Source organism: Streptomyces sp. NPDC046977 (assembly GCF_040644455.1).
GTDB lineage: Bacteria > Actinomycetota > Actinomycetes > Streptomycetales > Streptomycetaceae > Actinacidiphila.
The window spans coordinates 104,318-118,707 of record NZ_JBEYWO010000024.1 but is presented as its reverse complement, the minus strand read 5'-3'; the positions used below and the strand labels follow the sequence as shown (position 1 = coordinate 118,707).

The following is a 14,390-nucleotide window of genomic DNA, read 5'->3' as shown; positions in this document are numbered from 1 at the left end:
GGTGGGACGTATCGGGCCATGGGGGGCGGGATCATGATGTGGTCGGCGGCCGGGGACACGGACATCGCGGCGGAAGCGGTCATTGCGCTGATCGGCTTCGCCGCGGGTGTGGTGCTCGCCTCGGTCAACGCGGTCCATGCCCGTCACAACGAGAGCCGCCGCCAGCGGGCCGAGCGCGCGGGCGACGCACTGGTCGACTTCATGCGCGGCATCGCGGAGAACGCCCAGTACCGGGGGCGCCTCTACGGAGCGGGACCCGCTGTGACGGCGGCACGGGCGGCCGAGCTGGAGGACCGGATCACCGAGTCCCTCGTGCTCGTCTCCTCCGCCAAGGCCCGCCTGGCGACCTACGGCAACGCCGAGGCAGGCCGGATACTCGCCGCGATCGAGCGGGACGGCGGCTTCGTCGGCTCCGATCCCGTGGCCCAGCGGCGCCTGTCCGAACTCGTCGCGGCGCTCCGTGCGGAGCTGCGGCTCAGCGGCCATCTGAAGGCCGAGGAGATCCGCGACGTGCTCTTCGGCCCGCCGCGGGGGCCGTCGTCGGCGTGAGCCGGTGCCGGTCGCGGCGGGCGGCGGCGTCGAGGGCCGTCAGCGGACCGCCGGGGGCCCGTCGCGGGTGGGACGCGAAGTGGCGAGCCCGGCGAGCAGGCCCGCACCGGCGGTGACGGCGGCGTAGCTGAGGACGTGGTCGACGGCGGACTGCATGGCCAGGCCCGTCAGCGCCGCGGCCGCCGTAAGGACGACGGGTGTGCCGCGCGGTGAGCGGCGCAGGGCCCACAGCAACCAGACGTAGCAGCCGGCGAGGAGCGCGACGCCGGGGACACCCTGCTCCGCGGCGAGTTGGAGCGGGGCGGACTGGGGTGTGCCCTTGCCGGCCGGGATGTCCGTCCCCGGCTCCCCGCCGCCGTCCTCCACCTCCGCGAACCGTCCGGGACCGATCCCGCGCACCGGGCTGGTCGCCGCGGTGTGCAGGGCCTCGTGCCAGAGCCTGACGCGTGCGGGCGTGAGCTGGCCGGACAGGGACGCGGACAGGCCCGGCGGCAGGGCGTCCACGGCGACCGCGTACGTGCCGCCGACGGCCACGCAGGTGGCCAGCGCCAGTCCCGCGAGCCCGATCAGCCGCGGCGTGCGGTCGGCGGCCAGGGAGCACAGGAGCACGCCGAGCGAGGCGGCGAAGCCCGCGGCGGAGCCGAGTCCGAGGGCGACCAGGGCGGCCAGCGCGCCCAGCAGCCGCAGCGCGAGCCGTACGGCGCCCGGGCGGGAGGCCCAGGCGGCGCAGCACACGGCGCCGGTCGCCAGCACCATGAGCGCGGCATCGGCGTTGGCGTACCCCAGCGGCGGGGTGTGCGGTCCGTGCGACAGGCGTCCGGGCGGCAGCAGGGTGAGCGCGATCGCGCCCACGGCCGCCGCGGCGGGCACGGCGACCGGCCGCAGGGCCCCGCCGATCCGTCCGGCCGCGAACCCGGCGGCGACCGCGAGGACCGCGAGCAGGAAACCCTCGGGCCGCGCGGGACGGCCGATCGCCGAGACCAGCGCCCACACCGTGCTCGTGACCAGGAGCGCCGCGCCGACGGCGTCGGTCCTGCCCGGTCGCGGGCTGTCGGGCGGGGCGTCGTCGCCGGCGATGCCGGCCGCGTCGCCCGTTGTCGTCCTCATCCCCGAACCCCCTGACGCCACCCCGCGCGGGCCCCGGGGGTCACGGTAACCGCTGTGATGTGGTGGTGTGGATATGTCGCGCGGTAACACCGGGGTGCCCGCGGCGTCCGGGCCGGCACGGCGGACATGATCCACGCGAGCACGTAGGCTCGAGGCGTGCCGATTCCCGAATTCCTCCGCGAGCTGCGCGCCCTCGTCGGCCACCGGCAGCTGCTGCTGCCCGGTGTCACGGCGGTCGTCTTCGACGACGACAACCGCGTCCTGCTCAACCGTCGTTCCGACAACGGACGCTGGTCCCTGATCGGCGGCATCAGCGAACCCGGTGAGCAGCCCGCCGAGACCGCCGTCCGGGAGGTGCTGGAGGAGACCGGCGTCCTGGCGGTCGCCGAACGCGTCGTCCTGGTGCAGACGATCAAGCCGGTGCGCTACCCCAACGGCGACCGCTGCCAGTACGTGGACATCACCCTGCGCTGCCGTGCCGTCGGCGGCCGGGCCCACGTGGCGGACGACGAGTCGCTGGAGGTCGGCTGGTTCGACGTGGACGGGCTGCCCGATCTCGGCGGGCACGGCCAGTTGCGCCTCAAGCACGCGCGCAGCGACGGGCCCACCTGGTTCGAGCCCGCGGGGCCGCCGGAAGAGTGAGTGTGGGGTGCGCCCACCAGCCCGTACGCGACTGTGGGCGTTGCCCACATCGGTGCGGGCGCCGTCGTTGCCTAGCCTCGTGGCCATGACGGACTCCACCCCCCAGCCGGGCGTCCCCGACCTGGGCGGCCGCACCGCTCTCGTCACCGGCGCCGCGGGCGGCATCGGCCGCGCATGTGTGCTGCGGCTGGCCGCCGCGGGCGCCAAGGTGCGTGCCGTGGACCGCGACGCCGAGGGCCTGGCCGCCCTCGTCGAACGTGCCGCGGCCGACGGTCGCCCCGGTGCGGTCGAGGCGCTCACCTTGGACCTCACCGACCTCGACGCCGCTGAGCACGCCGCGGCCGGCACCGACATCCTCGTCAACAACGCGGGGCTCCAACTGGTGCGGCCCATCGAGGACTTCCCGCCGGAGGTCTTCTCCACCGTGCTGCGGGTGATGCTGGAGGCCCCGTTCCGGCTCCTGCGCGGTGCTCTGCCGCACATGTACGGGCAGGGCTGGGGCCGCGTCGTGAACATCTCCTCGGTGCACGGATTGCGCGCCTCGCCGTTCAAGAGCGCCTATGTCGCGGCCAAGCACGGTCTCGAAGGACTCTCCAAGACCGCCGCGCTCGAAGGCGCCGCACATGGGGTGACCTCCAACTGCGTGTGCCCCGGCTATGTGCGCACCCCGCTGGTGGAGCGGCAGATCGCCGACCAGGCGGCCGCGCACGGCATCGCCCCCGAGCGGGTGGTCGGCGAGATCCTGCTCGCGGACTCCGCCGTGAAGCGGCTGGTGGAGCCCGAGGAGGTCGCCGAGATGGCCGCCTACCTCTGCTCCCCGCAGGCCTCCTTCGTCACCGGCGCCTCATTGACCATGGACGGCGGATGGACGGCACATTGATCTGCCGGTATCCCTGACACCGTGCCCGACCACGACGACCCCTCCGGCCACCACGACTCCTCCGCCCGGGACGACCACGAGGACACCAGCGGCCCCATGCCTGCGTACGGACCCGCCGACGCGCCGTACCTGCGGCTGCTGGCCCGTGGTGCCCCGGTGGAGGAGTACGAGCGCCCGGTCCTGGCCGCCCGGGCCGAGGGTGCCGGCCCCACCGTGCTCGCCGAGCTGGAGCGGGCCAAGCTGCTGGCGTTGCGGGTGCGGGCCGAACTGGAGGGCCGAAGAAGGCGCGAGGCCGAGCTGTCGGCGCTCTTCGAGACGGCCGGCGACCTCGCGGGGCTGCGCGACCTGGACTCCGTGCTGCAGGCCATCGTGCACCGGGCGCGCTCCCTGCTCGGCACGGACGTGGCCTATCTGAGCCTGAACGACCGCAAGGCCGGCGACACCTACATGCGGGTCACCGAGGGTTCGGTCTCCGCGCGCTTCCAGCGTGTCCGGCTCGGCATGGGGGAGGGGCTCGGCGGGCTGGTCGCGCAGACCGCCATGCCCTACGTCACCGAGTCCTACTTCGACGACGAGCGGTTCTGCCACACCTCCTCGATCGACTCGGCGGTGCACGACGAGGGCCTGGTCGCGATCCTCGGCGTACCCCTTGTGCTGGGCACAGGGGTCATCGGCGTGCTGTACGCGGCCGACCGGCGGGCCCGGGTCTTCGAGCGGGAGCAGATCGCCCTGCTGGCCTCGCTCGCCTCGCTCGCGGCCGTCGCCATCGACACGGCCAACCTCCTGGAGGAGACCCGTTCGGCCCTCGCGGACCTCGGCGCGGCGAACGAGACCATCCGCACCCACAGCGCGGCGCTGGAGCGCGCCTCGGAGGTGCACGACCGGCTGACCGAACTCGTGCTGCGCGGCGGCGGCGTCGACGACGTCGCCGACGCGGTCTCCCACGTGCTCGCCGGAACGGTCCGCGTGGTGGGCCACGACCACGAGCCCGTCCCCGGCGAACTGGCCGACGCCGTCGCGCGCTCCCGCAAGGACGGCCGTGCCGTCCGCCAGGGCGGCACCTGGGCCGCGGCCGTCACCGCGGGCGGTGAACTCCTGGGCGCGCTGCTCCTGCGCGGCCATCCCGAACTCGGGCCCGTCGACCAACGCACCCTGGAGCGGGCCGCGATGGTCACCTCCCTGCTGCTGCTCGCCCGCCGCAACGCCGCCGAGGCCGAACAGCGCTTCCGCGGCGAACTGCTGGACGACCTGCTCGACGCCCCGCACCGCGACCCCCGGCTGCTGCGCGAGCGCGCCGCACGGCTCCGCGCCGACCTGGACGCCCCGCACATTGTGCTGGCGGCGCGCATCGACGACGAGACCGACGGCAGCTCCGACCGGCTGCGCCTGTGGTCCGCCGCCTCCCACATCGCGGCCACGCACCGGGGCCTGGCGGCGGCCAGGGACGGCGGCACCGTGCTGCTGCTCCCACTCGAACGGCACACCGACGCATCGACCGCACCGACCGCCTCGTCGACGGCGCGCCGCATCGCCCGCGAACTCGGCAGCGCGGTGCGGGCCGCCGTCACCGTGGGGGCGTCCAACCCGGTCGCCGCGCCGGCCGCCCGCCCCGGATCCGTGGCACTCGCCTATGCCGAGGCCCAGCGCTGCGGCGACGCCCTGCGGGCCCTCGGCCGCGCCGGAGAGGGCGCGGCCGGGGCCGACTTCGGATTCCTCGGCCTGCTGCTCACCGACGCCCGGGACGTCGACGGCTTCGTCCACCGCACCATCGGGAACGTCGCCGACTACGACGTGCGCAGGGGCACCGAGCTCGTCCGCACCCTCGACGCCTACTTCTCCAGCGGCATGAGCCCGGTGCGCACCAAGGACGCCCTCCACGTGCATGTCAACACCGTCGCCCAGCGCCTGGAGCGGATATCCCAACTCCTCGGCCCCGACTGGCAGTCGCCGGACCGCGCGCTGGAGATCCAGCTCGCGCTGCGCCTGCACCGGCTCTCCGCGGGCCAGGACTGATCCCCCTCTGCGGCGTGGCGCGGACCCCGCCACCACGACGGTGACGGGGTCCGGGCCGGCTCTCTTCATCCGTGCAGGACGACCTCAGCTCGCGGGCGCCGACCGGGCCAGCGGCGTCTCGTCGGCGGCCTGCGGTTCCACGGCCGCGAGGTCGCGTCCGCGGGTCTCCTTGGCCACGGAGACCGCGACCAGGGTGATGATGGCGGCGAGGATGACGTACAGGGCGATCGGTGTGGCGCTGTCGTAGTCCGCGAGCAGGGCCGTCGCGATGAGCGGCGCCGGGGCGCCGGCCGCGACCGAGGCGAACTGGGCGCCGATCGAGGCCCCCGAGTAGCGCATCCGGGTCGCGAACATCTCCGAGAAGAAGGCGGCCTGCGGCGCGTACATGGCTCCGTGCAGGACCAGGCCGACGGTGACGGCCAGCAGCAGCGCCGGGAAGCTCTTGGTGTCGATCAGGGCGAAGAAGGGGAACGCCCACAGGCCCACCCCGGCGGCGCCCAGCAGGTAGACCGGCTTGCGGCCGATCCGGTCCGAGAGCGCGCCCCAGGCCGGGATCACCGCGAAGTGCACGGCGGAGCCGATGAGCACGGCGTTGAGCGCGGTCTGCTTGCCGAGGCCCGCCTGTGTCGTCGCGTACACCAGGACGAAGGCGGTGATCACGTAGTAGCTGATGTTCTCGGCCATGCGCGCGCCCATCGCCACCAGGACGTCGCGCCAGTGGTCGCGCAGTACGGCGACCAGCGGCATCCGCTCCACTGCCGCAGTCTCGGTTTTACGGGCCTCGGCGCGCGCGAGGGCCTCCTTGAAGACCGGCGACTCGTCCACGGAGAGCCGGATCCACAGGCCGACCAGCACCAGGACGCCGGACAGCAGGAAGGGCACGCGCCAGCCCCAGGAGGTGAACGCGGCGTCGGACAGCAGGGCGGTCAGGGCGGACAGCACGCCGGTGGCAAGGAGCTGTCCCGCGGGTGCGCCGGTCTGCGGCCAGGAGGCCCAGAAGCCGCGCTGCCGGGCGTCCCCGTGCTCCGACACCAGCAGCACCGCGCCGCCCCACTCGCCGCCCAGCGCGAACCCCTGCACCAGGCGCAGCGCGGTGAGCAGCACGGGAGCGGCCGAGCCCAGGGTGGCGTGGGTCGGCAGCAGGCCGATGCAGAAGGTCGCGCCGCCCATGAGCAGCAGGCTCAGCACCAGGAGGCGCTTGCGCCCGAGGCGGTCCCCGTAGTGCCCGAAGACCAGCGCGCCGATGGGCCGTGCGGCGAAGCCCACCGCGTAGGTGAGGAACGACAGGAGGGTGCCGACCAGCGGATCCGAGCCGGGGAAGAACAGCTTGTTGAAGACGAGGGCGGCGGCGGACCCGTAGAGGAAGAAGTCGTACCACTCGATGGTCGTGCCGACCAGGCTCGCGGCGACGATCCGCCGGAGGCCGGCCGGCGGTGGGGGAGCGGTTGCGGGGGAAGCCATGTGCACCACTTCCAGGCGGTTGTCGGGGACGTTTCCGTGTCGGCACAACGTAGGAAGACGCAGGTCACCGGCCCATGTGGTGGGACACCATAGTTAATGTGCGGGATATGCGCGCGGGCACCACGGCACGGCTGAGGGGCAGGCCGGAATCGCGCCGGCAAGGGGGCGCCGGGAGGCGGGCGGCGGCATCCGGGCGGTGGGTGCCGCCGCCGTGGGCAGGGTCCCGTCGAGAGGGGTGCGGTCACGAGATATCTTGATGTCGAGCAATGTTGCAATGTTGCAGACGTGGAGCGGAGCACCCGGTGACTGACTCGACCATCATCTATACGCACACCGACGAGGCGCCGGCGCTGGCGACGTACTCGTTCCTGCCCGTGATCCAGGCGTACGCCTCCACGGCCGGCGTCGCCGTGGAGACCCGCGACATCTCCCTGGCCGGGCGGATCATCGCGAGCTTCCCCGAGTACCTGGAGGAGGGCCAGCGCATCCCGGACGCCCTCGCGGAGCTCGGCGAGCTGGCGAAGACCCCGGCGGCCAACATCATCAAGCTGCCGAACGTTTCGGCCTCGATCCCGCAGCTGAAGGCCGCGATCGCGGAGCTGCAGGAGCAGGGCTACGCGCTGCCGGACTACCCGGACGAGGCGAAGTCCGACGAGGACAAGGACGTCCGCGCCCGCTACGACAAGATCAAGGGCAGCGCCGTCAACCCGGTCCTGCGCGAGGGCAACTCCGACCGCCGCGCCCCCGCGTCCGTCAAGAACTACGCCAAGGCGCACCCGCACCGCATGGGCGCCTGGTCGGCCGACTCCAAGACCAATGTCGCGCACATGACCGCTGACGACTTCCGGTCCACCGAGAAGTCCGCGGTCATCGCCGAGGACGGCTCCCTGCGCATCGAGCTGCTCGGCGACGACGGCACGACCACGGTGCTGCGCGAGTCGGTCCCGGTGCTGGCGGGCGAGGTCGTGGACGCCTCCGTCATGCGCGTCGCGGTGCTCCGCGAGTTCCTGGGCGAGCAGGTCGCCCGCGCCAAGGCCGAGGACGTGCTGTTCTCCGTGCACCTGAAGGCCACGATGATGAAGGTCTCCGACCCGATCGTCTTCGGCCACGTGGTGCGCGCGTTCTTCCCCAAGACCTTCGCGCAGTACGGCGAGGCCTTCGCGGCCGCCGGCCTGACCCCGAACGACGGTCTCGGCGGCATCCTCAAGGGCGCCGAGGCGCTGCCCGAGGGCGCGGAGATCAAGGCGTCCTTCGAGGCCGAGCTCGCCGAGGGCCCGGCGCTGGCGATGGTCGACTCCGACCGCGGCATCACCAACCTGCACGTCCCGAGCGACGTCATCGTCGACGCCTCCATGCCGGCCATGATCCGCACCTCCGGCCACATGTGGGGCCCGGACGGCCAGGAGGCCGACACCCTCGCGGTGCTGCCGGACAGCAGCTACGCCGGCATCTACCAGGCCGTCATCGACGACTGCCGCGCGCACGGCGCCTTCGACCCGGCGACGATGGGCTCGGTCCCGAACGTCGGCCTGATGGCGCAGAAGGCCGAGGAGTACGGCAGCCACGACAAGACCTTCGAGGTCCAGCACACCGGCACCGTCCGCCTGGTCGACCGGGCCGGCAACGTCGTGCTGGAGCAGGCCGTCTCCGCGGGTGACATCTTCCGCGCCTGCCAGACCAAGGACGCGCCGATCAAGGACTGGGTCAAGCTGGCCGTCACCCGCGCCCGCGCGACCGGCGACCCGGCGGTGTTCTGGCTGGACGCGGAGCGCGCCCACGACGCGAACCTGATCGCCAAGGTCGAGCAGTACCTGCCGGAGCACGACACCGAGGGCCTGCAGATCGAGATCAAGTCGCCGGTCGAGGCGACGAAGTTCTCCCTGGAGCGCATCCGCCGCGGCGAGAACACGATCTCCGTCACCGGCAACGTGCTGCGCGACTACCTGACCGACCTCTTCCCGATCTTGGAGCTGGGCACCAGCGCCAAGATGCTGTCGGTCGTCCCGCTGATGAACGGCGGCGGCCTCTTCGAGACCGGCGCGGGCGGCTCCGCGCCCAAGCACGTGCAGCAGCTGGTCAAGGAGAACTACCTGCGCTGGGACAGCCTGGGCGAGTTCCTGGCCCTCGCGGTCAGCTTCGAGCACCTGGCGACCACCACGGGTAACGCCCGCGCGCAGGTCCTGGCCGACACCCTGGACCGCGCCACCGGCACGTTCCTCAACGAGGACAAGTCGCCCAGCCGCAAGCTCGGCGGCATCGACAACCGCGGCAGCCACTTCTACCTGGCCCTGTACTGGGCCCAGGAGCTGGCGGGGCAGACGGACGACCCGGAGCTGGCCAAGGCCTTCGCCCCGCTCGCCCGGACGCTGTCGGACAAGGAGCAGACGATCGTCGACGAGCTGATCGCCGTCCAGGGCTCCCCGGCCGACATCGGCGGCTACTACCAGCCCGACGCCGTGAAGGCCGCGGCCGTCATGCGCCCGTCGGCCACGCTCAACGAGGCGCTGGCGATCCTCGGCTGACCCGACCCTCTCGTACGCGAACGAACCGCCCCGGCTGGAGGACCAGCCGGGGCGGTTCGCTTTGTGCGGCGCGCGTCAGGCGAAGACGCCGTCGAGCCAGCGCTGCCAGCGCTCCCCGGTCTCCTTGCCGTCGGCGTCCGCCGAGAAGTCGTGCACGCTGATGCCGACGGGCGCGCCGAAGTGGTTGCGGCCGAAGACCCGGTACATGGCGTCGGTGGTGCGCACGCCGACGAAGTACGGGTTGCGGAAGTCCACAACGGCGTCCACGGGCGCCGCCACGCCGGGCAGCCGCAGGCGGACGCCGGCGCCCTCGGCGGCGTCGTCGGGTACGCCGAGGGCGCGGCTGACGGCTTCCAGGGCGTCCGGCGCGGTGGAGGCGGCGGGGCCGTTGACGGTCGCGAAGGCGGCGGGGCGGCCCGCGAAGTGCGTCAGGTACTGGCGCAGGGTGTGCAGGTAGAAGTCGGTGTGCTTGCTCGCGCCGTCGTACTGGTTGTCCCAGTCGTCGACGAAGATGCCGCTGTGCACGTAGCGGACCCGGCAACCGCCGTCCTCGCGGGCCTCGATGACGTGCTCGAGCTGGTTGAAGGCCTGGTTCCCGACGCCGTCGGGGAACTCCGCGCGGGCGGTCAGGTGGTGCGGCGGGTCCCAGACGGTGAGGACACCGCCGAAGGGCGCGGCGCCGCCCTGGCGGGGCTCGAACTCCTGGGGCCAGAGCCAGCCCGCCGAGCCGGTGGTGACGGCCTCCCAGACCTCCTCCGGTGCCGCCTCGACCTCGAACTCGCGGACGATCTCGAATTCCTTGCCCATGGGGGTGCTCTCTCCTCGTGCCCGCGGACGTGCGGGGCGGATGTGGTGTGCGGAGGCGGTGCGGCGCTGTGGCGGTGCGGTGCGGGCGCGGCTCCTACGCCTGTTCCTCGACGGCCGGCGGGGTTTCGGGCGTGGACTGCCCTGCGGTCACCGGGTCCTTGACGGTGGGATGGAGCGCGACGACGATGCGGTGCTCGCGGCCGCCCTCGGCGTCCGCGTCGTGGTACCGGGCGATCAGCGCGCTCACGCCGCGGGTCAGCTCCTCGACGAAGGCGGCCCGGTCGGCGGCGGACGCGAAGCGCACCTCGCCGTCCAGGGCGTACGTCGCGAGCCGCTTGCGGGCCTTGGCCGCGCCGGTGATCAGGGTGCCGACGTCGCGCACCAGGCGGGCGGCGACGGCCAGCAGCCAGCGGGCGGACAACTGGTCGCGGAACCGGCCGGGGTCGGGCTGCACGGCGGCCAGCGCCAGCGGTGAGATGACGTACGAGGCGGCGGTCGCCTGCATCAGGCGCTCGGTGACATTGCCCTTGCGGCGTTCCCCGGCCAGCTCCACCAGGCCGTGCGTCTCCAGCGCCCTGAGGTGGTAGTTCACCTTCTGCCGGGGCAGCCCGACCCGCGCGGCGAGCATCGTCGCCGACGCGGGACCCGCGGCGAGCTCGGCCAGGAGCCGGGCCCGTACGGGGTCCAGGGAGGCGGCGGCGGCCGCGGAGTCCTCGATCACGGTCACGTCCAACATGGCCCCAGACTCTCACCGAACATTATTTTTGTCCAGACTCATCGCCTTGTCGGCCACTCCTCGACACCCGCCGGTCACCGCGCAGGCAGGGACGAAACGCCGATTTCACCGGACGGGCGAGCACCCGTGACATCGCTCTGATCGGCATCCACGCAGGTGACGCGACGGAACGCCCGGGCCCCCAGCGCGTTACAGCGTGGTACTCCACCCCGCGCCCCCCGGCTCCTAATGTCAGCCGACAAGCGGCCCGGAGCCCGTCTCCGGGGTCCGCTCATCGCCGCGCTGTCGGAGGGAAGACCGATGAGTCGAGTTGTGCGCGCAGCACTCGTGCAGACCAGGTGGACCGGCGACAAGGAATCGATGATCGACCTGCACGAGCGGTACGCCCGTGAGGCCGCCGCCCAGGGGGCGCAGGTGATCGGCTTCCAGGAGGTCTTCAACGCCCCCTATTTCTGCCAGGTCCAGGAGCCGGAGCACTACGGCTGGGCCGAGCCCGTGCCGGACGGCCCGACCGTGCGGCGCATGCAGGCGCTGGCCAAGGAACTGGGCCTGGTCATGGTCGTGCCGGTCTACGAGGTCGAGCAGGCGGGCTTCTACTACAACACCGCGGCCGTGATCGACGCCGACGGCTCCTACCTCGGCAAGTACCGCAAGCACCACATCCCGCAGGTCAAGGGCTTCTGGGAGAAGTTCTACTTCAAGCCCGGCAACCTGGGCTGGCCCGTCTTCGACACCGCGGTCGGCAAGGTCGGCGTCTACATCTGCTACGACCGGCACTTCCCCGAGGGCTGGCGCGCCCTCGGCCTCGCCGGGGCCGAACTGGTCTACAACCCCTCCGCGACCTCCCGCGGGCTGTCGGCCTACCTCTGGCAGTTGGAGCAGCCGGCCGCCGCCGTCGCCAACGAGTACTTCGTGGCCGCGATCAACCGCGTCGGCCAGGAGGAGTACGGCGACAACGACTTCTACGGCACCTCGTACTTCGTCGACCCGCGCGGCCAGTTCGTCGGCGACGTGGCCTCCGACAAGGAGGAGGAACTCGTCGTCCGCGACCTGGACTTCGGGCAGATCGAGGAGGTGCGCCGGCAATGGGCCTTCTACCGGGACCGCCGTCCCGACGCCTACGGCCCGCTGACCGAGGCCTGAGGGGAGGGACGCGGGACATGAGCCGGATCCTGATCCGCGGCGGACTGGTCGTCACCGCCGCCGAGGAGACCCACGCCGACGTCCTCGTCGAGGACGAGCGGATCGTGGCCCTGGCCGCCGCCGGCAGCACCGTCGCCGAGGGCTGGACGGCGGACACCGTGATCGACGCGACGGGCATGTACGTCATCCCGGGTGGCGTCGACGCGCACACGCACATGGAGCTGCCCTTCGGCGGCACCCATGCCTCGGACACCTTCGAGACGGGAACGCGGGCCGCCGCGTGGGGCGGGACCACCACGATCGTGGACTTCGCCGTGCAGTCCGTGGGCGAGTCGCTGCGCGCCGGGCTCGACGCCTGGCACGCCAAGGCCGAGGGCAACTGCGCCGTCGACTACGCGTTCCACATGATCATGTCCGATGTCACCGAGGACAGCCTCAAGGAGATGGACCTCCTCGTGGACGAGGGCGTCACATCCTTCAAGCTGTTCATGGCCTATCCGGGGGTGTTCTACAGCGACGACGGCCGCATCCTGCGGGCGATGCAGCGCGGTGCCGACAACGGCGGCCTGATCATGATGCACGCGGAGAACGGCATCGCCATCGACGTGCTGGTGGAGCAGGCGCTCGCGGCGGGGAAGACCGATCCCCGCTACCACGGCGAGGTGCGGCGGGAGTTGCTGGAGGCGGAGGCGACCCATCGCGCCATCCGGCTCGCGGAGGTCGCCGGTTCGCCGCTCTACGTCGTCCACGTCTCCGCGCAGCAGGCCGTCGCCGAACTGGCCACCGCGCGCGACCGCGGTCTCAACGTCTTCGCCGAGACCTGCCCGCAGTATCTGTTCCTGTCCACGGACAACCTGGCCGAGCCGGACTTCGAGGGCGCCAAGTACGTCTGCTCCACCCCGCTGCGTCCCAGGGAGCACCAAGCCGAGCTGTGGAAGGGCCTGCGCACCAACGATCTGCAGGTGGTGTCGACGGACCACTGCCCGTTCTGCTTCGTGGGGCAGAAGGAACTGGGCCGGGGCGACTTCTCGAAGATCCCCAACGGTCTGCCGGGGGTGGAGAACCGGATGGACCTGCTGCACCAGGCCGTGGTGGACGGTCACATCAGCCGCCGCCGCTGGATCGAGATCGCCTGCGCCACCCCGGCGCGGATGTTCGGGCTGTATCCGCGCAAGGGCACCATCGCGCCGGGCGCGGACGCCGACATCGTGATCTACGACCCGGCCGCCGAGCAGGTCATGTCGGCGGGCACGCACCACATGAACGTCGACTACTCGGCCTACGAGGGCAAGCGCGTGCGCGGCAAGGCCCGCACCGTCATCTCCCGCGGCACCGTGGTCGTCGACCAGGACCGCTACCTGGGCCGGGCCGGCCACGGCCGCTACCAGACCCGCGCGACCTGCCAGTACCTCGTCTAGCCCGTCCAGCCACCCCAGGGAGCAGAGCAATGGATTTTGGTCTCGTCCTGCAGACGGACCCGCCCGCGTCGGGGGTCGTGGAGCTGATGCGGCGCGCCGAGCGCAACGGCTTCACCCACGGCTGGACGTTCGACTCGACCGTGCTGTGGCAGGAGCCCTTCGTCATTTACAGCCAGATCCTGGCGCGGACCGAGCGGCTGGTCGTCGGCCCGATGGTCACCAACCCGGGCACCCGTACCTGGGAGGTGACCGCCTCCACCTTCGCGACGCTGAACGAGATGTTCGGCAACCGGACGATCTGCGGCATCGGCCGCGGCGACTCCGCGATGCGGGTCGCGGGCCGCAGGCCCAACACCCTCGCCCGTATAGAGGAGGCCATGCACGTCATCCGGGAACTCGCCGAGGGACGCGAGGCGGACCTGGGCGGCGGCACGGTGGTGAAGTTCCCCTGGGTGCGCCCCGGTGCCGAACTGCCGGTGTGGATGGCGGCGTACGGTCCGAAGGCACTGGCGATCACCGGGGCGAAGGCGGACGGCTTCATCCTGCAGCTCGCCGACGTCTATCTGACGGAGTGGATGGTCAAGGCGGTCAAGGACGCGGCGGTGGCCGCCGGCCGCGACCCGTCGGCGGTGAAGGTCTGCGTGGCCGCGCCCGCCTACGTCACCGAGGACGACTCGCCGCAGGCCCTGGCCCACGCCCGCGAGCAGTGCCGCTGGTTCGGCGGCATGGTCGGCAACCACGTCGCCGACCTGGTGGCCAAGTACGGGGAGGTGTCCGCCGCCGTCCCCCAGGAGCTGACGGATTACATCAAGGCCCGCGAGGGGTACGACTACTCGCACCACGGCCGCACCGGCAACCCCGACACCGCGTTCGTCCCCGACGAGATCGTCGACCGCTTCTGCCTCATCGGCACCGCGGAGCAGCACATCGAGAAACTGCGCGCCCTGAAGGCCCTCGGCGTCGACCAGTTCGCCCTGTACGACATGCAGGACGCCAAGGAGTCCGTGATCGACGTCTACGGCTCCACCGTCATTCCCGCACTCCGCGGCTGACCCCGGCCCCTTCATCCCCCCGCACGGCACGTTCGATCCCCGATCCCCGCCTCGAACGAA

The 14,390-nt window shown here is 72.3% G+C and carries 12 protein-coding genes; 8 read left to right on the top strand and 4 right to left on the bottom strand.

Features of this window, described 5'->3' with window-relative positions; genetic code table 11:
* Positions 1-18 precede the first annotated feature (18 nt).
* Positions 19-549 carry a hypothetical protein gene (locus tag ABZ883_RS30625; protein WP_360911810.1) on the top strand — a complete coding sequence of 177 codons (531 nt, stop codon included), beginning with the start codon at positions 19-21 and terminating at the stop codon, positions 547-549.
* Positions 550-588: 39 nt separating this feature from the next.
* On the opposite strand, the gene ABZ883_RS30620 is transcribed toward ABZ883_RS30625, so the two are convergent.
* Positions 589-1,656: an O-antigen ligase family protein gene (locus ABZ883_RS30620; RefSeq protein ID WP_360911808.1), complete on the bottom strand. Its 1,068-nt coding sequence runs from the start codon at positions 1,654-1,656 to the stop codon at positions 589-591.
* A 156-nt stretch (positions 1,657-1,812) separates the two neighbouring features.
* On the opposite strand from ABZ883_RS30620, the gene ABZ883_RS30615 reads away from it, so the two are divergent.
* The 3 genes from ABZ883_RS30615 (at position 1,813) to ABZ883_RS30605 (ending at position 5,191) form a co-directional block, all read left to right on the top strand.
* Positions 1,813-2,298 (top strand): NUDIX domain-containing protein, encoded by a 486-nt coding sequence (locus tag ABZ883_RS30615; protein ID WP_360911806.1) that lies wholly within the window; start codon positions 1,813-1,815, stop codon positions 2,296-2,298.
* Between the two features lie 85 nt (positions 2,299-2,383).
* Positions 2,384-3,178, top strand: coding sequence for a 3-hydroxybutyrate dehydrogenase (locus tag ABZ883_RS30610; RefSeq protein ID WP_360911804.1), 795 nt, complete (start codon positions 2,384-2,386; stop codon positions 3,176-3,178).
* A 96-nt stretch (positions 3,179-3,274) separates the two neighbouring features.
* Positions 3,275-5,191 carry a helix-turn-helix domain-containing protein gene (locus ABZ883_RS30605; protein ID WP_360911893.1) on the top strand — a complete coding sequence of 639 codons (1,917 nt, stop codon included), beginning with the start codon at positions 3,275-3,277 and terminating at the stop codon, positions 5,189-5,191.
* 84 nt (positions 5,192-5,275) lie between these two features.
* Here the strand turns inward: ABZ883_RS30605 and ABZ883_RS30600 are convergent, their stop codons facing one another.
* Positions 5,276-6,652, bottom strand: a complete 1,377-nt coding sequence (locus tag ABZ883_RS30600; RefSeq protein ID WP_360911802.1) for an MFS transporter — start codon at positions 6,650-6,652, stop codon at positions 5,276-5,278.
* 302 nt (positions 6,653-6,954) lie between these two features.
* Between ABZ883_RS30600 and ABZ883_RS30595 the strand changes: the two genes are divergently transcribed.
* Positions 6,955-9,174 (top strand): NADP-dependent isocitrate dehydrogenase, encoded by a 2,220-nt coding sequence (locus tag ABZ883_RS30595; protein ID WP_360911800.1) that lies wholly within the window; start codon positions 6,955-6,957, stop codon positions 9,172-9,174.
* Between the two features lie 75 nt (positions 9,175-9,249).
* Here the strand turns inward: ABZ883_RS30595 and ABZ883_RS30590 are convergent, their stop codons facing one another.
* On the bottom strand, positions 9,250-9,981 hold the full coding sequence (locus tag ABZ883_RS30590; protein ID WP_360911798.1) for an SRPBCC domain-containing protein: 732 nt from the start codon (positions 9,979-9,981) through the stop codon (positions 9,250-9,252).
* A gap of 94 nt (positions 9,982-10,075) precedes the next feature.
* Positions 10,076-10,717 carry a winged helix-turn-helix domain-containing protein gene (locus ABZ883_RS30585; RefSeq protein WP_360911796.1) on the bottom strand — a complete coding sequence of 214 codons (642 nt, stop codon included), beginning with the start codon at positions 10,715-10,717 and terminating at the stop codon, positions 10,076-10,078.
* A 300-nt stretch (positions 10,718-11,017) separates the two neighbouring features.
* Here ABZ883_RS30585 and ABZ883_RS30580 point away from each other — a divergent pair, with 300 nt between their 5' ends.
* Genes ABZ883_RS30580 through ABZ883_RS30570 form a run of 3 tightly spaced genes read left to right on the top strand, consistent with a single transcriptional unit; the run spans position 11,018 to position 14,330 of the window.
* Positions 11,018-11,860, top strand: coding sequence for a nitrilase-related carbon-nitrogen hydrolase (locus tag ABZ883_RS30580; protein ID WP_360911795.1), 843 nt, complete (start codon positions 11,018-11,020; stop codon positions 11,858-11,860).
* A 17-nt stretch (positions 11,861-11,877) separates the two neighbouring features.
* Positions 11,878-13,278: a dihydropyrimidinase gene (hydA, locus tag ABZ883_RS30575; protein ID WP_360911793.1), complete on the top strand. Its 1,401-nt coding sequence runs from the start codon at positions 11,878-11,880 to the stop codon at positions 13,276-13,278.
* A gap of 29 nt (positions 13,279-13,307) precedes the next feature.
* Positions 13,308-14,330 (top strand): TIGR03842 family LLM class F420-dependent oxidoreductase, encoded by a 1,023-nt coding sequence (locus ABZ883_RS30570; protein ID WP_360911791.1) that lies wholly within the window; start codon positions 13,308-13,310, stop codon positions 14,328-14,330.
* The last annotated feature ends 60 nt before the right edge of the window (positions 14,331-14,390 follow it).